We start from the raw sequence: 21092 nt of genomic DNA on the forward strand, positions 1-21092 counted from the left end.
AAATTATATCAAAAAGAATCACTATTTAACATTTCTTGAAAAAAGAAAACACACACTGTGCAACATTAGAAATTGGTTTTCCATTATATAAATTAGTTCCTCCTCTTACAACCAATAATTGTTTATCGGAACATTTTTTTACATTCTTAATTTTTTTGATATCCATTTGTTTTCCCTCCCTATATGAATTTACTAAATTTAGTATGACACAATTTCTATATAACATAAAAAAACTTCCTGAACCACGGTTAAATCGTTCTCGAATGAATGAAAAGTGCTATTTAGCTCATTCAAGAATGAAATCAATAGTATTCAGGATCTTTTTAACACAAATTAAATAAGCCACTATATAATCAAGTATGTAGTAAGGTCTCGCAAAAAAAAGGGTCGTACCAGTATGAAGAATCAACGATCGTCGAAAGGAGAACAAAACAATTGAAAAAGACTTCTAACGAAAGGATCAGGATAATAAAAATAGTTGAAAAAGGAATTGACATAGCTTCTATTACTGAAAAAACAATAAGTGTCATAATCAGTTACATTATTGCGGATTGGATTAATGATACAGTATCGATTTATTTTAGAATCGATAGCTTTTTATTAACGAATTTTATCGGAATTACAATAATCGTTTTAACTTTGACTCTCTACTTTTATTGGAGAGGAAGTAAAAATAAAAAATGAAAGAAAGAGGTAAGAAAATGATCAAAAAAGAATTGAACGAGCAAGAATTAAAAAAGATTTGTGGTGGAAGTAATGATGGTTTTTGGGAACGTTATGGCGTTGGCCTAGGAGCCTATACGAAATGTTCATTATCTTCTTTAAATTTTGCGAATCCTGTTTGTACTGCAAAAGGAATCTATGGAGCAATCAAAGGATAATTTGAAAGGAATGATTATTTTGAAAAAAGTGATTTCAGAAAAAAAACTAAAAGATATTAAAGGTGGCATTGGGCCAGCAGCTTTATTAATTCCTATCGGTGGTTATCTTGCCAAACAAGCCTTTGAACACTCCGACCAAATTGCCAAAGGCTTCCTAAAAGGTTGGAACGGAAAATAAATTCGTTCATTTAATGTGAAAAAGACAGAGTAAGTAGTTGATTTTTAGAAACTAGTTATTCTGTCTTTTTCTTCTATTTATTAGTCAGCAGTTCTTTATATTTTTTCGGCGTATTGCCCCAAAAAGTTAAAAAATTCCGGTTGAAGGTGCGAATCGACTGATAGCCACAGGCTTCAGCGATCTCACTGATCTTTTTAGATGAGCTCAATAAAAGAGAACGGGCAAATAACATTCGATTATATTCTACCAACGCATTAAAGGTCATTGAAAACTCATCCAAGACGATTTGATCGATTTTAGTTGGGCTAGAATAAAAATATTTAGCTGCGGTTTGAATTGAAATTGGTTCACTATAGTGTTGATTAATATACGTATAGATTTCAAAGGGGAGACTGTTTTGAAAACGAAACGAATTCATTTTCTTATCAGTTGCTCTAATTTTTCTAACTTCTGTAGGTGAATAACCTGTCATAGCCTTAAATTGTTTATTAAAACTAGGAACTGACCGATAGCCGATAAAATCAGCAATAAAAGCGATATCTAGCTCCTCAAACTTTAACATTGCTAAAGCATTATTGATGCGAACGTCAATCAGATTTTCTACAAATGTTTTTCCCGTTAATTTCTTTAGTCCTCGATTGATCGTTTGCGGTGTACTTTTAAATTTATCCGCTATTTCGTTGAGTAGCAACTCTTCTCTATAATGAAAATGAACATATAACAAAATTTTGGAGCTGATCTCACGAATTGGTTTTTCACGAGTCCATTGATGTCTTGCCGTTCGTTCAAACCAGACAATTACTTGATATAAATCCGCAAGCAACGATAGATCGTAGAGTCGCTCTTGTTGCTCATATTCTTGCAGTCCATGGGTAAAAATCGTTAATAAATACGTAAAGTCCTTCTCTTCACATTTAAGAACAGGTGTGTCCCAATATTCAAAAAAACTCATATGCTGTTCAACCGAACGGGTAGTCAAGGAGGACAACATTAAAACATTTAAAGAAAGGTCAAAAGTGATGGCTTGGATTTCTTCATAAATTTCAACAAAATGATACACATGATATGAAAATAGCCAAAGTACACTCCCCTTTTCCACTAGGTATTCTTGATTATTGATCTGAACTTTTCCAGAACCGTTTTTTATAAAAAGAAATTGAACAGTCATACGGCTCGTCTTAGCCGTTGCAGTTTTGTACCGTTCGTTTCTTACAATAAAATCAGCTTTTGTTAATTCAAAACCATAGTAACTAGTTCCAGTATAAGGAAGACTTGCTTTCATAACACCACTCCTTTGTTCATTTAGGATAAGAATTGTATTTCTCGCGTCCAACATTTCCTCTTCATTACGATTATACTATAGTTGTACATGTGATTCATATCACAAATAGATTTTAGGAGGTTTTACTCATGAGTAAAAAAGTTTTTGTGTTAGGTGGAACTGGTTTTTTAGGGTATTATACAACGGAAGAATTATTGAAAAAAGGCTATGAAGTCGCTACGATTTCTTTACCGCCAATGCCAGCTGAGGATTTATTTTCTAGTGATGTTTCAGTCACTCTGGGAAATATCAATGATATGACGGATGAAGCAATCTTAGCCATGCTTGAAGGTTGTGTTGGTTTTATTTATGCAGCTGGAGCAGACGAACGTGTCGTTCCGAAAAAACCTGCGTCTAAATTTTTCTACGAAGCAAATGTATTGCCTACTCAACGTTTAGCTTACTTGGCTAAAGAAGCTGGTGTGAAAGATTTTGTTGTTTTTGGCTCTTACTTTGCTGAATTCGCTGAGCGTTTGCCTGAATCAAATTTAACACTTGAGGCTTACCCAATGATGCGCTTATTACAAGAACAAGTAGCTTTTGCAGAAGGTGACGGCAGCATGACTGTAACCTCTTTACGTCTGCCTTATATTTTCGGTACAATGCCAGGCCGTGAACCGCTATGGAAAATGTTTACAGAACAAATCAAAGGTCAAGATGTTTTCCCAGCACTAAAAGGCGGCACTGCAATGGTAACTGTTGAACAAGTTGCTGAGGCCGCCGTTGGTGCCATGGAAAACGGGACACACCGCAGCACGTATGCAATTGGTGATACCAATATGAAATATCAAGAATTTTATCAAATGATGGTCGACGCTTTAGGACAAGATACAGCAGTCCCAGTCGTTTCTTATAATGATGTCAAAGCCATTTACGAAGGTATTGATGCTGAAGCGGCAAAAGCTGGTTTGGAACATGGTATTCATTCGACAAAATCAGCGATGATGCAGGAATATGATTTGTATCTAGATCCTAATGATACCTTCCCTACGTTGAATGTGAAACATTATGATGTGGTTGCCTCTATTAAGGAAACACTAGCAAAATGCGTCGATCCCTCATAAACACAAAAAGGCCATCTGATAGATATTCAGGTGGTCTTTTTGTGTTTCAATAGTTTGCAGTTCCTGCTATTCTTTGTAGATCAGCTCTTTTTCATATTGGTTTGTTTCATCACCAGTTTCAAAGGTATAAACAACTGTCACTTTGATTTTATTGGTACCAATTTCCGACAGTTCTTTGGTAAGATCGTATTCGTACACTTCTTTACTTAACACATTGTACGTAATTGAAAGCGAACCTGAAATTTGATCGATCGTCTGCCATTTTCCCTTTTCTTCTATAGAATAGGTTGTATCAGTTTCTATCAATGTCATAATCTTTTCCGAGTGATTCGTAATGAGCAATTTTTTCCCTTTAAATTCAAATTCGACTTGTTTGCTTTCAATTGCTTTAGGGTTTACTTCTTCAGTTTTCGATGGCTCTATTTTCGAACAACCACCAAGTACCAACAAAAACAACACAATAATTTTTTTCATAGTACTCCTTTTTTCACTCAGGTGATAGCAGTGACTTTGTCCAAAAATTTTCAGATGTCCCTTGCTCCAACCCCATGATAAATTTCTCTCGAATATCAGGGTAACTTTGGGCTAACCCACTTACAAGATGTTTGATTTCTTCCCGTTTGGTTTTCTTATCAACAGGACATGGATTGAAAATCACAGGGAGCTCTTCTCTTTGAACAAACTGAATGATCTGTTTTTCTTCTAGATAAAGTAAAGGGCGAATCAAGGTGATATCTGTTTTGGATAAATAGCTCATCGGATCAAAGCTAGCCATTTGACCGTGAAATAGAAAATTCATAAAATACGTTTCGATAGCATCATCTAGGTGATGACCTAAAGCCACTTTATTGCAGCCAACTTCTTTGGCACGCTTATACAAAATTCCTCGACGTAATTTGGCGCAAAGCGAACACGGTGAGCGTTCTTCTCGGATATCAAAGACAACTTGGGCAATATTAGTCGGCACAATGTCCAGCTCATACCCTAATCCTTCCACAAATTCCTGCAAAGGGCTGATATCCATATCAAACCCCATAGCTAATGTGATCGGCACGATTTCAAATTCAAAGCCTAAGCGTTTTTGCTTGCTGATCATATCTAGAAAATACAACAAGCTTGTGCTGTCTTTGCCACCACTCATCCCAATTGCAACTTTATCACCTGGTTGAATCATTTGGTGGTTCAACACGGCACGACGAATCGGATTATAATACGTTTGATTATCTTTCTTTTTAAAGCTCATCGTTTACTCCTTTTCACCTCATTTGTTTCATTTAAAAAAATCTGTTTTTAAGCTATAATTTTCTCCAGAAACAATATCATATTGAATCAAGCGATAGTCTTCGTATAATTCTTCTTGTGCTTTATTTAGAGCAAGTGTTTTATTCCATTGTTTATCCTTATAATAGAAGCTTTTCTCAAAAGCTGGAACTTGTTTTTCTAATTCAGATAGCAATTGATAAAAACCAGTCATTTGCATGCCGCTTTGTTCAAATAATGAAGGCGTAAAGTAAAAAGGACTTGTAACTGCATCATGTATGTTTCTCTCGCTAAGTTTTCCTTGATTGTCATACATTAAGAATTCCGTTTGGTGTATTTTTACTTCATCGTTAGCCGATTTGATCTCATCTGAGTAAATACTAGGCAAATGATCACCCCAAAAAACAACTAATGTCCGTCTTTTGAGCTCCTTCAATGAACTTGTAAATTGTTTCAATGCTTCACTGCTATAGGCAACATCTTGCATGTAGCTATCGATTGCTTTTTTGTTTCCTAAACTTTGTGAAGAGTAATCTGAGCTCTTGTATTTATCGCTATATGGCATATGCGTTTGCATCGTTACCAAATGAACGAATTGCGGCTTTTGATCCTCTTTTAATAAATCGAATACTTCTTTATATGCCGACTCATCAGAAATATAAGGATTATTTTCAAGTGTTTCTGTGTATTTCATCGTATCTTCACTGATAAACTGATCGAAGCCCATCGTCTGATAGACATCTTTACGCTTATACATCGATGTATTATAAGGATGAATCGCGGTTGTTTGATAGTCCTGCTGATTCAATAACGAAACAATCGACGGAACTTCCTTCATTTTAGGGATCAGCATTGTGTATGGCGTTGTCAGTTGAGGATTGAATAATTCCATGGAGAAACTGGTCAGTGCCTCAAATTCAATATTCGCTGTTCCCCCACCATAATTCTGCGAGAGCATTTGACCACTATAGGTTGTTTTTGCAATATCATAATACTCTTTTAAAGGATCTTTATTGACGGTCACACCGTTTAAATTTTGCGGATTTGAAAAACTTTCACTCATCACAAAAATAATATTTGGCTTTTCTTCAGATAAACTGTTTGTTGCTTGAGCTGTTTTTGTGTATTTAGTCGTGATGTCTTCAATGGTCTTTTTTGAGTAGTTTTTTGGTTTATCCATGGCATCAACTTTTAAGTTATACAAAAATCCACCCATAAATCCAGTATTGTAATAATTCATTTTTTGACTATAGGGAATCCATAACGCTGTTTTGTTATAGGCTTTCCTTAATAAATTATTTGGGTTGTTAAAATCGCTGACATACAGCAATAGTGCTGCTGTGATAACTATGCCTGAGATTCGTATGATCTGCCATTTTTTCGATAACAGACGGCTTTTATAAATGGCTCTGCCGAAAAAGAATAAACCGATTGCTGCAATCAATATAATAATAACAAAAGGAATCGTTCCAATCATTTCTCTTAATAAACCAAATTCCGTAATCATTTTTAAATCATCTGGATAAATCGGCTCAGTTCGGTAAAACATTTTTTGATAATCTGCAAAGCCTAAAATTCCGATCGTAATTACATACAGGACACTTCCAAGTATTAGTGAACCTGCTACACTACATAGAAATAATAAAAATAGCAACAAGACTAGACTACCTAAAATAAATTTTTCAGTATGCCAAGAAAAAGCAAATTTAGCTACTAAATCAAATGATAATTCGTTTTGACACCACTGTAAGTATAAGTTGCTGATAAAAACCAACAAAATCATTCCAACTATGATCAATGAATACTTAATTGGTTTCTTTTTAAATAATTGTAATTTTTTTTTCACAAATACTCTCCCTTTTCTTCTTCCTAAATCCGCTCTTTAATATTTTATGCTTAGTCTAAAAAAAAGTAAAGTACCCTATTTAGGGAACTTTACTTTTAGGATGAAGCTATTTCGTTCATTTGATTCATCTTTTTGCTGCTTTAAAGATTTCTTCGATCAGAACCATCACTTGACGGACTTCTTCATTTTTAACTACGGGTTCTGCTTGTTCCCTAACAACTTTGTAAAAATTTTTATAAAATGTGTCATATTCTGCAGTAATCTTGGGTAATGCTACCGTCTCGGTTGCTTCTTCTGATGGTGGCGCCATGGTTTTAGTCAAACCAACGCCTGCTTGAATTGGTTTTGGTGCTTGGATATTTTTCTTGCCTGAATCAACGATCATCTCACCAGAAAGATCCCAATCTTGGATGACGGCTGTTCCTTGGGTTCCTTTTAAATACCAGCGAGGTAATTTTGTATAATTAGTTGTCCCAACTTCGATAATTGCTCGAATGCCATTTTCAAAAATAATATACGTGATAAAGCCATTATCCACCTCATCGCCAAGAATATAGCTTAAATCGGCAGATACTTTTTCGATTCGGCTATCCACTAAAAATAATAGTTGATCTAATAAATGGACACCCCAATCTAAAAGCATACCGCCGCCATGTTTTAACTCATGACGCCAATCACCCGGGATGCCATTTGCTCCTTGAACGCGTGATTCGATTTGGAATAATTCTCCGATTTGTTGTTTTTTGTATAATTCTCGTGTGATCAAAAAATCAGGGTCCCAGCGTCGGTTTTGATGAACCATAAAGGTTTGACCTGTCTCTTTAGCGACCTTTAGCACTTCGTCCAATTCTTCTACATTCATGGTGACTGGTTTTTCACAGACAACATGTTTTCCAACTTTCAAAGCTTGGATTGCTAGATCTTTATGTGAATCATTTGGCGTAGCGATCAACACTGCTTCGATCGTTTCATCGGTTAGGACTTCTTCTAGTGAATGGTAGATTTTATGCTTGTGTTGACTGGAAATTTTTTGACGTTCGCCTGAAATATCGTAAGTTCCAACGACATGGATTCGTTCGTTTTCATTAGGCATAATATTATGGATATGGTATGAACCCATCCCGCCATAGCCGATTACGGCAAAATTGATTGCTGTCATTTTTTGAGTCCTTTCTATTAAAGAAGGTAATTTTTGTAGGATGGGGAGAAAATTGATCAGAAACAGTCGCGTTCTTCTCTTTGACGTCTAGCTTTGCAGGCTAGACTTTTCGACAGTAGATAAGAAAAATCCGCGATAAAAAGCATCGCTATATTTTTCTCATTCTACTGCTCAAAGTCTGAGCAGCCTACTCAGCTTTTGTTTCATCCAGCTTCACGAAGCAGCTCTCCAGGAAAATAGACAATCTTCATATGGAACAAAAAGCGTTCCACATTCAGATTCCTAATTGCTGTAAAACACAGTGAATGCAATGAACTGATGTTGCTCAGTACCTACTTGGTTTCTTGAGAGCTAAACGCTTCGTTCAGCTTTGCTGTGAACCACGAGGAACACAGTGAGTCGATGTTGAACAGTACAAGGCTACTATATGGAGCGTTGTTTCCTTAATTATACCCACCACATTTCCGCAGGTTGTTCTTTAATCATAATACTTTTCAAATTAGTAATCGCTCTGTTTAAGCCTTCTTCTGTTGACATGATCGGGTCTTCATGTTCAATACTTAAAACATAATCGTATCCATAAATTCTAAGTGCGCTAATAATGTCTGACCAAACTTTTAAATCATGACCGCATCCAACTGAGCGGAACGTCCACGCACGGGTTTTGACATTCCCATATGGCTGCATATCCGTTAGTCCATGCATATTGATGTTGTCTTGATTTAAATACGTATCTTTCGCGTGGAAATGATGAATTGCACCCGCTTCTCCTAAAATTTTTACTGCAGCTACTGGATCGATGCCTTGCCACCATAAATGACTTGGATCTAAATTACAGCCGATTGCTTTGCCTGTGGCTTCACGGAGTTTTAACATCGTATAAGGTGTATGACATAAGAAACCGCCATGCAATTCGATGCCGATTTTCACTCCAGCATCTTCTGCGATGGTATTGATATTTTTCCAGTAAGGGATCAATTTCTTTTCCCATTGGTAATTGTAGTTATCATCGTATTCTGTTGGCCAAGGTAACACGGGCCAATTGACTTGGGTATCGGTAGCATTTCCTCCTGAGACACCAGAAAAGCCATTGACGACTGATACGTTCATTAAAGAAGCTAGTTTGATCGTTTTTTGCAATAGTTGATCTGCTTCTTGGGCCGTTTCTTTTAGTGGAGAAATAGGATTATTATGACAGCTTAATGCACTGATCGTTAAGCCTTTGTCAGCAAGTTTCGCTAAATACTCTTTTCTAGCCTCTGAACTTGCTAATAATTGATCGATATCTAAATGAGCATTTCCTGGCGAGCCGCCTGTGCCGATTTCAACTGCTTCTAGTCCTGCTTTTGAGACTGTATCGATCATTTCTTCAAAGCTTAAATTATTGAATAATGGAGTAAATACACCTAATTTCATTGTTCATTTCCTTTCTTGTTTGTAATAGATTCTAAAGGTTCATGGTGCCCGTAATTTGGATAAGCATTTTGCGTTGGTTGACAGCAGCGGATACCGTTTTTGATTACTTTTTGGATTTCTTTATTATAATAAGAAGGATACGTTTCATGACCTGGCTGAAAATAAAAGATCTTTCCGTTACCACGATGGTAGGTACAACCACTGCGAAAGACTTCTCCGCCTGGATACCAACTGATAAAAATCAAGTCATCTGGTGTTGGGATATCAAAATGTTCACCGTACATTTCTTCTTTTTCAAGCTCTATATACTCACCGATTCCTTCAACAATGGGGTGGCTTGGCGCTACAGTCCAGATGCGGCAATGTTCTTGTGCTTCTCGCCATTTTAAATCGCATGATGTGCCCATTAGTTTCATGAAAATTTTTGACATATGACCTGAATGAAGGACGACTAAGCCCATCCCTTCCAACACACATTGATAGACGCGTTGCACAATCTCGTCAGAAACTTCTTGGTGGGCAACATGTCCCCACCAAATCAAGACATCGGTATTTGCTAGAACTTCTTCTGTTAAGCCATGCTCTGGTTCATCTAAGGTAGCTGTTCGCACAGAAAAATCATCTTCCTTTAAAAATTGTGCGATTTGTTGATGAATGCCATCTGGGTAAACCTTTTTTACAGCTTCATCTGTTTTTTCATGACGGAATTCATTCCAGACTGTGACTTGGATCATCGTTTTTTCCCCCTAATTTAGAAGCTGAATGAGCCGTTTAGCATCGACGAAAAATAGGAAAATATGACTGTGATGTTTTTTGTCACATTCATATTTTATCTTTTTTACGAGATGCTAGCTCATGAAGCTAGATAATCTTGAGTTAATTGAAAAATACAGGTTGATTCGTTTCGGATGCTTTGTAAATTGCTTCAAGAATTTCTGTCACAACTAAAGCTTGCTCAGGTTTAACAACAGGTTCTGTATCATTGATGATTGCATCGATCCATGATTGTACTTCTAACACTTCCGGCTTGTCGCCAGCACCATCATAAAAATCAACGCCACCAGGTTCTAATTCAATTTTTTTCTCAAAAAGTGTACTGTGATCTTCTCCATTGATGGTTAATCCATCATTCATATCAGCCCCGCCTTTAGTGCCGTGAAGAGTAGTTTTAGCTTCTTTTACATCTAAACTATTCAATGCCCAGCTAGCTTCTAAAAAGATTGTTGCACCATTTTCCATCATAATAAAACCGAATGCCGAATCTTCAACAGTGAATTTTTCAGGGTCCCAAGCCCCCCACGCATTGGCTGCGTTTTCGGTCTCTGCAAGTTTATGATAGGCTTTTCCTACTACATATTTTGGTTTATAATTGTCCATCAGCCATAGCGTCAAATCCAGTGCATGCGTACCAATATCAATCAACGGGCCGCCACCTTGGGCTTCTTCATCAAGAAAAACACCCCAAGTGGGAACAGCACGACGGCGAATGGCATGGGCTTTAGCAAAGTAAATTTCGCCTAGTTCGCCTTCATCACAGATTTCATGTAAATAGGTCGAATCTTTTCGGAAACGATTTTGATAGCCAATCGTTAATTTTTTTCCTGTTTTTTCTGCCGCTTCGATCATGCTACGTGCTTCGGCTGATGTTTTAGCCATTGGCTTTTCACACATTACATGACAATCGGCTTCCATCGCTGCAATCGATAGTTCCGCATGCGTGCTGTTTGGCGTACAAATATGAACAACATCCAACTCCATTTCTTCAAGCATCTTCTGATAATTAGTAAATGTCTTCGCTGTTAATGTTCCATAGTGTATTTTTGCTTCTTCTGCTCGTTCACTGATCAGATCACAAAAAGCAACCAATTCTACTTCCTTAACCTGTGCAAGCGCTGGCAAATGTTTACCATTAGCAATCCCACCACAACCGATAATTCCTACTTTCAACAATGTCATCAAAAAACCTCCAATAATATACATCTATTATTCAGTGGACAATAAAACGGTTCCACTTCTACACTATTACTATACAAAAAAATGAAAGAGCTTTCTTCCTAGATTATGGTTGAAAAATTCCTGGATATTGCTGTGAATCACTGCGACTGGCTCCGCCAGAGCAGATGATGAACAGTACTTGGCGAACAACGTGAGCGAAGTTTCCTTACATATCAATCACCAAACACCTTACAACATACTGATGTTGAACAGGACAAGCCGTCTAAAATGAGTGTTATCTACCTACTTGCAAAACACCAACAATTAACAACAGCATGAAAACAAAACAGCCTAAATAAAACGAAAAAAGCTCTTCCTTTTATACTAAAAGGAAGAACTTTATTCTCTCATTTGTTCTGAAAAACACTTAGCCAGCACTACCAGAAGCCATCACTCGATGTCTTTGCTCCCGCTTATATTGCTGAACGATTTTCAATGCCCGTTTTCTGGTTTTTCGGTTTGTACACTTCAATCGTCTACGTGCACTTGAAAGGTCTTGTTTCTCCATCAAATCACCTCTTTGCATCTATTGGTCGGTCTCATTACCAGCTTGCTTTGTGTACGCCTGGAATTTGTCCTTGGTGTGCTAACGTTCTAAAATTGATCCGTGACATGCCAAATTTACGCATATAGGCTCTTGGTCGTCCATCAATCAAATCGCGATTTTTCAAGCGATTTGGATTAGAATCTTTTGGTAATTTTGCAAGAGCCACGTAGTCATTATTTGCTTTTAACTCGTTACGTTGTTCAGCGTATTTTTCGATCAATGCTTGTTGACGTTTCGCTTTGGCAATTTTTGATTTTTTAGCCACTTTTCTTTCATCCTTTCTAAATCGTAATGATTACTTTTTAAGAGGGTTAAGAGTAACATCAAACAAAAGAAAATGCAAGTTTTTTATTATAAAAAAAGCCCACGATTTAGGCTCTTCTTTTCATTCAATTTATAGTTAACTTGTTTTCTTTTATTCTATAATCATCTTTTGATATTTCAACGGTGAAACGCCTACTTGCTCTTTAAACACATGATGGAACGTCTTCACACTAGCAAATCCTGACTTTTCAGCTACTTCGATCATCGGTACTTTTTCATTTGCCAAAATAAACTTCGCTTGATTGATGCGGTATTCCGTCAAAAAACGCATGAAAGTCATTCCAGTATTCGCCTTAAAAAATCGGGTGAAATAATAAGAGCTAAAGCCGCTATATTTTGCTACCTCTTCCAATGTCAGCGATTCTTCATAATGATTCTCAACATAGCTAAAGATCCGATCTAACAGTTCCAAGTTCTCTTTGTATTTGATTGTGGAAGCTTTTGCACCTTTTTTAACTTCTAGTTGTGTTTGAGGTAGTCTTCTATAAAAAGTTGTGATCAATTGAAATAGTAAACTAAAGAGCGCATACTTTTTCCCCTGATTATTTTTTTCGTATTCTTCAAATAACTGTTGCAATAGCTGTTTGATATCTGACACTAAGGACTTCGACCATTTTGAACTGTGTTTTTCTCCTGTTTCAAATAATTCAATCAACGAGCCGTCCCCTACTGATTTTAACTGCTTCTCATTAAATAAGCTTAAATCAAACTGATAAACGATTCGTTCACTGTTTGGTGACGCTAAAAAATAATGAGGTTCGCCACTGGCAAAAAAATAGATTTCTCCTTCAGATAAGTGGACAATTTCATCGCCTACACCGATATTGACAGTTCCATGGATTGAGTATATCAATTCAATTTCTTTATGCCAATGCGGGTAAACGATTGTCATGCCGTCATTGATAAACGCTCTAAAAAGAAGCTTTTCTTCGAATTCGGGTCTTTCTAAATATACGCTCATTTTCTGCCTCCAACTCTGTCTCTTCCTCTTTACTTTATCAAAGTTTTGATTATTTACAACCGCTTTTATGCAAAAAAATGACCGAGATATAACTCTAGGAGTTACAACTCAGTCACCTGTCAGCTGGCCGAACGTTTGTGTCTCAGCCTCATTAAAAGTTTCCTATTTCATTTGTGCTAGTTTAGACTTTATCTCTTCAACTGAATAAGTTTTAAGCAGCCTTTTCACTTCTCCTTCTACGTTGAAGACCCCAGCTTTGGTAAATCCTAAATTTTTAAGTGCAACCGTTAAATAATCAATAAACTCATCGTCTTTCAAACCAGTTCACTTCTTTCTATTTTTATATTTTCCATCGATGAACATTTTTCTTAAAACAAACATAGCCCAGCGTTAGCAAAATGACTGTCCCTAAGCTCAAAACAATGACACCATTCAAACTATTGATTTGTTCATTATGCATCGTTCTAGGCAGACACCAATTTGCATAATATTCTTGGTTTTCAATTGAAAATAATTCAAAGGGATGAAAATCGTAACCGACAAATAGTTTACTCACATTCAAGTAGGTAAATGGATTCACATGTGCGTACTTCCTTGCAAGCGCATTGTTTAAAGTACTTATTGTGTGCCCTTCAAACAAAATCAATAAGGTCACAATGATACTAAAACTCGTTTTTTTCACTAAAATACTGACCAAAAAGTGAAGCGCCAAAACAAATGCCAAGACAAAAGCAAATACAAACAACAACTGTCCAATATATTGACTAATCGGGATGAATTTCATCGACGTTTTTGTAAAAACAATCACTGGGTAAAAAAATGAGCTTTTACCCGAAAATAGACTCGCTATTATAAACCCAAAAAGTGATAGCCCTCCAATCATGAGCATCGACTGAACCCAAGCTAGGCTATATTTCATAAAAAATAAACGACTTCTCTTAATCGGTTGAGAAAAATAAAAATATAAACTCCGTTCTTCGATTTCTTTCGTTAGACTATCCCCAAACAAGAATAACAACAAAATGATCCCAAAGCCACTTACTAAGTAAGTCAATAAAATCGCCGTAAAAACAGTATTCTTTGTTCCATAACGCATCGATTGTGGAGGGATTTTCTGTTTTGCTAGCTCATTATTTAACATCGTCCGATAAAATGGATATGTTGGCAATGTCAACTCTCCAACTAATGATTTTCCCTGATCAGCGGCTGTGCGAAACCCTTCTTCCTGTGCTTCTATGTCTTGGTTTGTCTGTTTTAAGAAATGATCGATTTCATCACTATACTGACTTTGACCCATAACTGCTTTTTTACTACTTTCTAAAGAATTGATCAAACTATTTTCTTTTTGTCCCAGATAGCCATTCAATAGAAAGAGCATCACCGCCATAAGAAGACCAAGCACTAGAAATAAATACGTCTTACGTGTATGACCTATTTTCTTTAGCTCAAATAATAGTAGATTCATCGCTTCTTCTCCCTCCAATTCAGTCGCCAAACTAGAGCTAAAATTAGATTCCAGCTGATTAAAATAGCCAGTTGCGTAAGAAAAGAGCTTGAAACGTTACCACTGCCTCCAGCTATTTTAGGTGACAGATCCATATAGAAAAAAGGAAGATACGCATTGATTGCCTGAATCTTGGGCAGCAGTTTTTCTATAAGTATTGGAACAAACATAATGACTAGAAATATGCCTAATACCTCTAGAGCATTTTTTAGCCATTTAGACAACAATAATAAAAAGCTAAGTGTAAATGAAATAAAGAGTAATTGTAAACTGATGGTTTTAAGTAAAAAGAGCCATAATGGAATCAGTTTGACTGTTGTTCCCTGATAAATGGAGACAGGATAAATCAATGAGCCTGTTCCATGGAAAATACTTGCTACGACGAAGCCTAACACTAATAAAGTGATCAGACCACCAATAAAAATAGTGAGCGCAACAATATATTTACGTTTAAAAAATCGTTTTTGACTCACTGGTTGAACGGCCATAAATAAATAGTTTTTCCGTTCATATTCACTAGTCAGAAAATCAAAAAACAATAAACCAATCATGATGACGATCAGAAAATTCATCCAATGATTTAGTAAATAGTAAACAAAATAAAAACCTTGTTGTCCTATTTCTAACTCTACTACAGGGATTTTCCGCTCAAGGAGCCATTGATTACGAGCAAGTTGCTCTGCAATGTTTGTTTCACTACGCCAGGGCTCCCCGCCTAAATCTAGGTATTTTTGCTGTAATTTGAGGCGGTTCGTTTGGATCGTCGTTTTTTTAGTCCACTTTTTTTCTAACTGAGCGGTATGTTCATCTTCTAATAGATAAACAATATCGATCAAGATTTTTTGTAGTGCTCGTTCTTTGCTAGAAGGTAGCTCCCCATGTTCATCTAGGAGCAATAATAATTTATAGTTCTCTGACGGACCAGAATATCCTTGAGGAGGGTCGATCTCATCATTGATTGCTTTGAGATGCTCAAAAACAGCCTGATCTGCTTCTTGATTCTTATCATAAAGATTTGCTAAAGAAACAAAAACTGAGAGCAGTGCTAAACTCACCAATAAGATATTTTTAGGATTCTTACTCCATTTTTTCCATTCAAATATCATATTGAGCCTCGCTATTTTTTTCGTATAAATTGAAGTAAATTGTTTCAAGTTGACCGTGGGTTACCTGGCAATCAAATAATTCTATTTCCTGCTCTTTACAAAAGGATCGAAAAACAGAAAATTGCTGTTTGGAGAATGTTCCTACAAACTTATAGTCAGAAAGTTTGGTGCAAGTAACATCGATTCTTGATAAAAAGGACAGTGCTTTTTCAACTTCCTTTAAAACAATCGTATATTCTATCGCATCAATCATTACCTCTTCTTTTTCGATCAATTTCCCTTCGTACAAGAAGACTACGTTGTCTGTTACTTTTTCAATTTCGTCAAGGTTATGCGAAGAAATAATCATCGATACCCCCTTACTCGCTAATGAACGAATAATCGTTCGTACTTTTATGATACTATCTGGGTCTAGTCCATTTAACGGCTCGTCCATCAACAATAATGCGGGTTGATTGATCAAAGCGATTGCTAATAGTAGATGCTGCTTCATTCCTAATGAATAATGCTTTACTTTCTTTTTCATGTATGTGCCAATGTCCAAATCTAAAATCAACTGTTGTAGTTCTTCTTTTGATTTTCCCTGCTCTTTTCGAACAAATTCTAAATGATCCCATCCAGTCAAATGACCATATAAAATCGATGAATCTTGTAAATAAGACATTTTATAAAATAACTGATAGTCCGTATGTGGTTGGTCGAATACTCGAATCGTTCCTTCATCTATTTGATCGATATTTGCAATACTATTTAATAACGTTGTTTTTCCAGTACCATTCGGTGCTACTAAGGCCAAAACTTTGGGCTCATCCAACGAAAAATCAAGTTCATCTAAAACTTGCTGTTCACAAAAGTATTTCGTTACTCCTTTAATTTCTAAAATTTTCCCCATTTTTCATTTTTCTCCTAATTTTTCTTAATTGCTTTCTCTCTGCAATCGTACACTTACTATTCTATCATTAAGCAGTAGATAGAGCCTTGCATTTTCGATGAACAATATGTGAATAAAATAAGAAGGTCAGATTTGTTCAATTTAAATAAGCACCCAAAATATCCGCCATAACTGCGACTATTTGGATGCGTGACAAATTAGACTTTAAATAACAGATCACTCGCTTATTTTAATACCATGATTGCTTCTGGTGAAAGGCTGAATCGTTTAATTCTGGCCGCTTCGATCTGCTTGCTGCCTTTCCACCAAAGATTGGTTTCTTGGCAGTTGAACCAAGCATTTTGCTCAAATGGTGTTTGCTGGCTGCTGATATACTCTACATCTAACTGATTAATTGCCGTATCATCTAACACTAAATCATGTGATCGGATTCCAATATAACGACAATCTTTCGGGACCTCAGTTGCAACTGACAACGGTATTTTCCAGCCATCAACCTGAACGGAATGGGCATCTAGTGGCTTAACGGAAAAAATATTTTTGCACCCAGTCAAGCGTGCAGCTTCAACAGTTTGCGGTTGCTTAAATAAATCACTTGTGTTGCCTTTTATTAAGTCTGATTCAGTTAAGATCGCTAAAGTCGGACACAATCGATACAGTTCATCCAAGCTATGACTCACAATCAGCACATTGCCTTTGAAATCAGCTAAATGATCGTGTAATTCCAGTTGCAGTTCTTCTTTTAAAGCTGTATCTAGAGCCGAAAATGGTTCATCCAACAGTAACAATTCCGGCTCAAAAGCTAACATCCGCGCACAAGCCACGCGCTGTTTTTGTCCACCAGATAGTTGCCTAGGATAGCTGTTTCTTACATTTTCTAAATGAAACATGTGCAATAACTTTAAGATCAATCCTTGATCACTTGTCACACAACTTAAATTTTTATACACCGTTAAATGAGGAAACAAGGCATATTGCTGAAACAACAAGCCGACTTTACGCTTTTGCGGTGGCAAATTGATTCCTTTTTCCTGATCAAACAACACACGCTCCCCCAATTGAATCCGTCCTGAATCTGGAGTTTCGATTCCAGCAATACATTTAAGCAGCATACTCTTCCCACAACCTGATGCACCTAAAATGCCTAATGTTGTAGCTTCTATTTCAAAGGCGACTTGTAACGGATGATCCCGCAACTTTTTTTGAATGTCGACGAAAAGTTTCATAGTTGTCTCCTCCGGGCATTTCTACTGAAAAGCTCTGTCAAAAATAACATGAGCAAACAGATAACCACAATAACTGTCACGTAATTTTGAGCTAAGGACCAATCACCAGCCGCCACTGCCGAATAAATCGCTAATGGCAGCGTTCGGGTTTTGCCAGCGATATTTCCTGCTAACATGGTCGTTGCACCAAATTCTCCTAATCCTCTAGCAAAAGCCAATACCCCACCAGCCAAAAGTCCATTGAGCGCTAGAGGCAGCGCAATTTTAAAGAAGATTTTTTTCTCTGAGAATCCTAACGTTTGAGCTGCAGCGAACAAATCTGGTTCAATTTGCTCAAAAGCAGCGATTGCTGAACGATACATCAATGGAAACGACACCGCGACTGCTGCAATCACCGTAGCAGTCCAAGAAAAGACCACTTTGACAGCAAAAAAATCTAATAAGAATTTGCCAATCGGCTGTTGCACCCCAAAAATATCCAGTAAGAAGAAACCAAAAACCGTTGGTGGCAACACCAGCGGCAAGGTAAATAGACTGTTGAACAGAATTTTAAGCCCATGATTTTTTAATCGAAAAACAAAATAAGCAATCAGCGTCCCACTAAAGAAAGTCAAGACTATCGACAGCATCGCTGTCTGAAACGAAATAATGATCGGACTCAACTCCATTACACTCACCTACTTATTCATAATAAATCCAGTATCTTCAAAATATTTTGCAACTTCTTTGCTTTCTAAGAATGTCAAAAATTCCTCAGCTGCAGCTTTTTCTTGCGACTTTTCAACTAGAGCAACTGGATAGATAATGGGTTCATTCAACGTATCTTCTGGTAAAACTGCCACAACTTTTACTTTATCGCTCGAAGCGGCATCTGTCGCATAAACTAAACCAGCTTGCGCACTTCCTTCCGCCACCCAATTTAGTACTTCGGTTACATTGGTGCCAAAACTAGCATGATTCTTGACATAATCCCAATAGCCTAAGGCTTTTAGCCCTTTTTCAGCATATTGACCTGCTGGGACACTGGCTGGATCACCAACTGCAATCATTTCCGCTTTTTTCAAGTCACTAAAGTCCCGCCAATCAACCTCAGAGGCACTTGGAACGATCATCACTAATTGATTTTGCAGTAAGGGTACCACGCTCTTTTTATCGATCAACTTTTGCGAAACCAGAGCATCCATTTGTTTTGTAGCAGCCGAAAAGAAAATATCCGCTTCCAAACCTTTTTCAATTTGTGCTTGTAATTTTCCTGAACTGTCATAATTGCCTTCGACCGTTGTCTCAGGATGTTCTTTTTCAAAAGCTGGAATGATTTGTTTTTCCATCACTGACTCTAAACTTGCTGCCGCTGCAATCAATAAATGTTGTTCCTCCCTTTGACTGCTTGAACTGGATGAAGTTGCTGTCTTTTTATCATTAGCTGTACAAGCGGTTAGAAATAGAAAGGCTACTAGCAACAGCCGAATGACTTTTACCTTGTGATGTTGTTTCATTCTTATTCCTTCTTCCACTTTATTTTTATAAATAGCCGCCATACCCTAAAGCATTGATTTCACTTTTTGTTATGTTGTCTTGCGCAATAATTCTTGGTAACAATAAATCGAATACTGTCCGCTCAGAAAACATGACTCCACCTGGCAGTCCTACAATCGTTTTTCCGTTCAAATAAGCTAACAATAACATCGAACCTGGTAAAACAGGCGTCCCATGAGAAATAATTTTTGCACCAGTTTGCTTGATGGCTAAAGGCGTACGGTCATCTGGATCAACACTCATTCCACCTGTACAAAAAACAAGATCTGCACCTGCCAGCAGCATTTCTTCGATGGCTGCTGTAATCATGTTTGGATCATCATTGACGATTTTATGAAAGTCAATGGTACATGGCGGATACTGCGCTAGTTTTCCTTTCACAACTGGGGTAAAGGAATCGGCAATCAATCCGTTGAAAACTTCACTCCCTGTCGTAACAATTCCTGCCACTACAGACTTAAAGGGAATCAGCGATAAAAGGGCTGCTCCGCCAAGTAACTCTTCTGCTTGAAGTAAGGTTTCTGGTTCGATTTCCAAAGGAATGATCCGTGTACCAGCCAACTTTTGCCCAGCTTTGATCCTTTGGTTACTTTTCAATGTTGCAACGGCAATTTTTCCAATTGAATTCAGCTTAAATAATAAGTCTTGGTTGACTTTTAACAATCCATCTACTTCCGCTACAACCTCGATCTTTCCTTCTGAAATAGACGTCGGCCGCATAAAGTCTCCAGCGATTAAATGATATAAAAAGTCGGCAGCCTCATTTTCATGGATCAAATCGGACTCTTCTGATTTTAAAAATAAGTGCTCTTTACCTAGTGAAAGTAACACAGGGATATCTTCTGCTTTCACTTGATGTCCTCTTGAAAAGAGGGCTCCTTTAAAGCTTCCTTTGACGATTTTGGTAATATCCTGACATAAAATCAGTCCTTGTGCATCCACTGTTTTTACCACTTTCATTCTGCTTTCCTCCGCTCAATGCGCTGTTTTTCGATCGGTCAAAATATCTAAGGCATGAAGTAAAATCGGTCGTAAATAGGTTAAGTTTTCTGTCACGCCTTTAGGACTTCCCGGTAAATTGATGATCAGAGTCTTTCCACGTTGAACTGCAACACCTCGGCTTAACATGGCGAATGGCGTTTTTTGAATACTTAACATGCGCATTCCTTCACTAATACCCGGAATCTCTTTTTCTGCAATCCGTAATGTCGCTTCCGGTGTGATATCACGAACACCTAAACCTGTGCCGCCTGTTGTTAGTATCAAGTCACAGGTTGAACACCATTCGATTAGAAGTGGGCTTAATTGATCTGCTTCATCTGGTAGTATCACTTGTTTGATTACGTCAAATTGCTCTTGTATCAGGTGCCTTATGATAGGGCCTGATTCATCTGTACGAAGTCCCTGAAAACCTGTATCGCTTAAGGTAATGATGCCAGCTTTATACAACTTCAAGTTTGTCTCCTTTTTTGATGTGTCCTGCTGTTACTACAACCGCAAAAATTCCTTCTCTTGGCATAATACAGTCACCAACTCGAGCATAAATCTGACAATGTTTATGACATTCTTTCCCAATTTGAGTCACGACTAATTCTGCTTGACCAATACGAAGTTGGCTCCCTACAGGCAGTACCCGTAAATCGATTCCCGAAACAATAATATTTTCACCAAATGCACCATTGCCAACTCGAGCTCCTCGTTCATTAAATTCTGTGATTTTCTCAAACGACAAAAGACTAACTTGGCGATGCCAATTGCCACCATGGGCATCATTTTCTAAACCAAACCCTTTCACTAAATCAACTTCTGGAATTTCCTTTTTTTGTGTTCCTCGTCGTTCACTGATATTGATCCCAATAATTTCACCTATTGTCAT

The 21092-nt window shown here is 37.2% G+C and carries 26 protein-coding genes; 4 read left to right on the forward strand and 22 right to left on the reverse strand.

What is annotated here, in order from left to right; all coding sequences use genetic code 11:
* Positions 1-25: 25 nt before the first annotated feature.
* Positions 26-166 carry an EntF family bacteriocin induction factor gene (locus BCR24_RS16660; RefSeq protein ID WP_157804658.1) on the reverse strand — a complete coding sequence of 47 codons (141 nt, stop codon included), beginning with the start codon at positions 164-166 and terminating at the stop codon, positions 26-28.
* A gap of 269 nt (positions 167-435) precedes the next feature.
* Between BCR24_RS16660 and BCR24_RS05330 the strand changes: the two genes are divergently transcribed.
* From BCR24_RS05330 to BCR24_RS05340, 3 genes are read left to right on the forward strand one after another with little or no spacing between them, the layout of a single operon-like run.
* Positions 436-684 carry a hypothetical protein gene (locus BCR24_RS05330; protein WP_069639538.1) on the forward strand — a complete coding sequence of 83 codons (249 nt, stop codon included), beginning with the start codon at positions 436-438 and terminating at the stop codon, positions 682-684.
* A gap of 17 nt (positions 685-701) precedes the next feature.
* Entirely contained in the window at positions 702-881 is a 180-nt protein-coding gene (locus tag BCR24_RS05335) for a hypothetical protein (RefSeq protein WP_069639588.1), read from the forward strand.
* Positions 862-1059: a bacteriocin gene (locus BCR24_RS05340; protein ID WP_239574228.1), complete on the forward strand. Its 198-nt coding sequence runs from the start codon at positions 862-864 to the stop codon at positions 1057-1059. The genes BCR24_RS05335 and BCR24_RS05340 overlap by 20 nt, the downstream gene beginning before the upstream one ends.
* A 73-nt stretch (positions 1060-1132) precedes the next feature.
* Here the strand turns inward: BCR24_RS05340 and BCR24_RS05345 are convergent, their stop codons facing one another.
* Positions 1133-2341, reverse strand: coding sequence for a helix-turn-helix transcriptional regulator (locus BCR24_RS05345; protein WP_069639539.1), 1209 nt, complete (start codon positions 2339-2341; stop codon positions 1133-1135).
* A 128-nt stretch (positions 2342-2469) separates the two neighbouring features.
* Between BCR24_RS05345 and BCR24_RS05350 the strand changes: the two genes are divergently transcribed.
* Complete coding sequence (locus BCR24_RS05350) at positions 2470-3444, forward strand: NAD-dependent epimerase/dehydratase family protein (RefSeq protein ID WP_069639540.1); 975 nt, start codon at positions 2470-2472, stop codon at positions 3442-3444.
* Between the two features lie 66 nt (positions 3445-3510).
* On the opposite strand, the gene BCR24_RS05355 is transcribed toward BCR24_RS05350, so the two are convergent.
* The 20 genes from BCR24_RS05355 to BCR24_RS05440 all read right to left on the reverse strand — a co-directional run bounded on the left by BCR24_RS05355 (position 3511) and on the right by BCR24_RS05440 (position 21092).
* A complete protein-coding gene (locus BCR24_RS05355; protein ID WP_069639541.1) occupies positions 3511-3918 on the reverse strand; it encodes a hypothetical protein in 408 nt (135 codons plus the stop codon).
* A gap of 13 nt (positions 3919-3931) precedes the next feature.
* Positions 3932-4687, reverse strand: a complete 756-nt coding sequence (locus tag BCR24_RS05360) for a tRNA 2-thiocytidine biosynthesis TtcA family protein (RefSeq protein WP_069639542.1) — start codon at positions 4685-4687, stop codon at positions 3932-3934.
* A gap of 27 nt (positions 4688-4714) precedes the next feature.
* Complete coding sequence (locus BCR24_RS05365) at positions 4715-6550, reverse strand: LTA synthase family protein (RefSeq protein WP_069639543.1); 1836 nt, start codon at positions 6548-6550, stop codon at positions 4715-4717.
* Positions 6551-6674: 124 nt separating this feature from the next.
* Positions 6675-7709 carry a Gfo/Idh/MocA family protein gene (locus BCR24_RS05370; RefSeq protein ID WP_069639544.1) on the reverse strand — a complete coding sequence of 345 codons (1035 nt, stop codon included), beginning with the start codon at positions 7707-7709 and terminating at the stop codon, positions 6675-6677.
* Between the two features lie 447 nt (positions 7710-8156).
* Positions 8157-9125 carry a sugar phosphate isomerase/epimerase family protein gene (locus BCR24_RS05375; RefSeq protein ID WP_069639545.1) on the reverse strand — a complete coding sequence of 323 codons (969 nt, stop codon included), beginning with the start codon at positions 9123-9125 and terminating at the stop codon, positions 8157-8159.
* Positions 9122-9859 (reverse strand): ThuA domain-containing protein, encoded by a 738-nt coding sequence (locus tag BCR24_RS05380; protein WP_069639546.1) that lies wholly within the window; start codon positions 9857-9859, stop codon positions 9122-9124. The genes BCR24_RS05375 and BCR24_RS05380 overlap by 4 nt, the downstream gene beginning before the upstream one ends.
* A gap of 142 nt (positions 9860-10001) precedes the next feature.
* On the reverse strand, positions 10002-11081 hold the full coding sequence (locus BCR24_RS05385) for a Gfo/Idh/MocA family protein (RefSeq protein ID WP_069639547.1): 1080 nt from the start codon (positions 11079-11081) through the stop codon (positions 10002-10004).
* A gap of 406 nt (positions 11082-11487) precedes the next feature.
* Positions 11488-11628 carry a putative metal homeostasis protein gene (locus BCR24_RS16825; protein ID WP_167351666.1) on the reverse strand — a complete coding sequence of 47 codons (141 nt, stop codon included), beginning with the start codon at positions 11626-11628 and terminating at the stop codon, positions 11488-11490.
* A gap of 34 nt (positions 11629-11662) precedes the next feature.
* A complete protein-coding gene (gene rpsN / locus BCR24_RS05390; protein WP_069639548.1) occupies positions 11663-11932 on the reverse strand; it encodes a 30S ribosomal protein S14 in 270 nt (89 codons plus the stop codon).
* A 150-nt stretch (positions 11933-12082) separates the two neighbouring features.
* Positions 12083-12952, reverse strand: a complete 870-nt coding sequence (locus BCR24_RS05395) for an AraC family transcriptional regulator (protein WP_069639549.1) — start codon at positions 12950-12952, stop codon at positions 12083-12085.
* Between the two features lie 162 nt (positions 12953-13114).
* A complete protein-coding gene (locus BCR24_RS16830; RefSeq protein WP_167351667.1) occupies positions 13115-13270 on the reverse strand; it encodes a hypothetical protein in 156 nt (51 codons plus the stop codon).
* A gap of 22 nt (positions 13271-13292) precedes the next feature.
* The gene (locus BCR24_RS05400) at positions 13293-14417 is read right to left on the reverse strand and encodes an ABC transporter permease (RefSeq protein WP_069639550.1); all 1125 of its coding nucleotides are present in this window, start codon (positions 14415-14417) and stop codon (positions 13293-13295) included.
* Entirely contained in the window at positions 14414-15562 is a 1149-nt protein-coding gene (locus BCR24_RS05405; protein ID WP_069639551.1) for an ABC transporter permease subunit, read from the reverse strand. Before BCR24_RS05405 ends, BCR24_RS05400 begins: the two co-directional genes overlap by 4 nt.
* Positions 15552-16454, reverse strand: coding sequence for an ABC transporter ATP-binding protein (locus BCR24_RS05410; RefSeq protein WP_069639552.1), 903 nt, complete (start codon positions 16452-16454; stop codon positions 15552-15554). The genes BCR24_RS05405 and BCR24_RS05410 overlap by 11 nt, the downstream gene beginning before the upstream one ends.
* Positions 16455-16678: 224 nt before the next feature.
* Positions 16679-17680: a sulfate/molybdate ABC transporter ATP-binding protein gene (locus BCR24_RS05415; protein ID WP_069639553.1), complete on the reverse strand. Its 1002-nt coding sequence runs from the start codon at positions 17678-17680 to the stop codon at positions 16679-16681.
* Entirely contained in the window at positions 17677-18348 is a 672-nt protein-coding gene (gene modB, locus BCR24_RS05420; RefSeq protein ID WP_069639554.1) for a molybdate ABC transporter permease subunit, read from the reverse strand. The genes BCR24_RS05415 and modB overlap by 4 nt, the downstream gene beginning before the upstream one ends.
* A 9-nt stretch (positions 18349-18357) precedes the next feature.
* Positions 18358-19176, reverse strand: a complete 819-nt coding sequence (gene modA, locus BCR24_RS05425) for a molybdate ABC transporter substrate-binding protein (RefSeq protein ID WP_069639555.1) — start codon at positions 19174-19176, stop codon at positions 18358-18360.
* A gap of 25 nt (positions 19177-19201) precedes the next feature.
* Complete coding sequence (locus BCR24_RS05430; protein ID WP_069639556.1) at positions 19202-20176, reverse strand: molybdopterin-binding protein; 975 nt, start codon at positions 20174-20176, stop codon at positions 19202-19204.
* A gap of 15 nt (positions 20177-20191) precedes the next feature.
* Positions 20192-20665 carry a MogA/MoaB family molybdenum cofactor biosynthesis protein gene (locus tag BCR24_RS05435; RefSeq protein ID WP_069639557.1) on the reverse strand — a complete coding sequence of 158 codons (474 nt, stop codon included), beginning with the start codon at positions 20663-20665 and terminating at the stop codon, positions 20192-20194.
* Positions 20658-21092: an MOSC domain-containing protein gene (locus tag BCR24_RS05440; protein WP_069639558.1), complete on the reverse strand. Its 435-nt coding sequence runs from the start codon at positions 21090-21092 to the stop codon at positions 20658-20660. The genes BCR24_RS05435 and BCR24_RS05440 overlap by 8 nt, the downstream gene beginning before the upstream one ends.

The organism is Enterococcus ureilyticus, assembly GCF_001730315.1.
Classification (GTDB): Bacteria; Bacillota; Bacilli; order Lactobacillales; family Enterococcaceae; genus Enterococcus_L; species Enterococcus_L ureilyticus.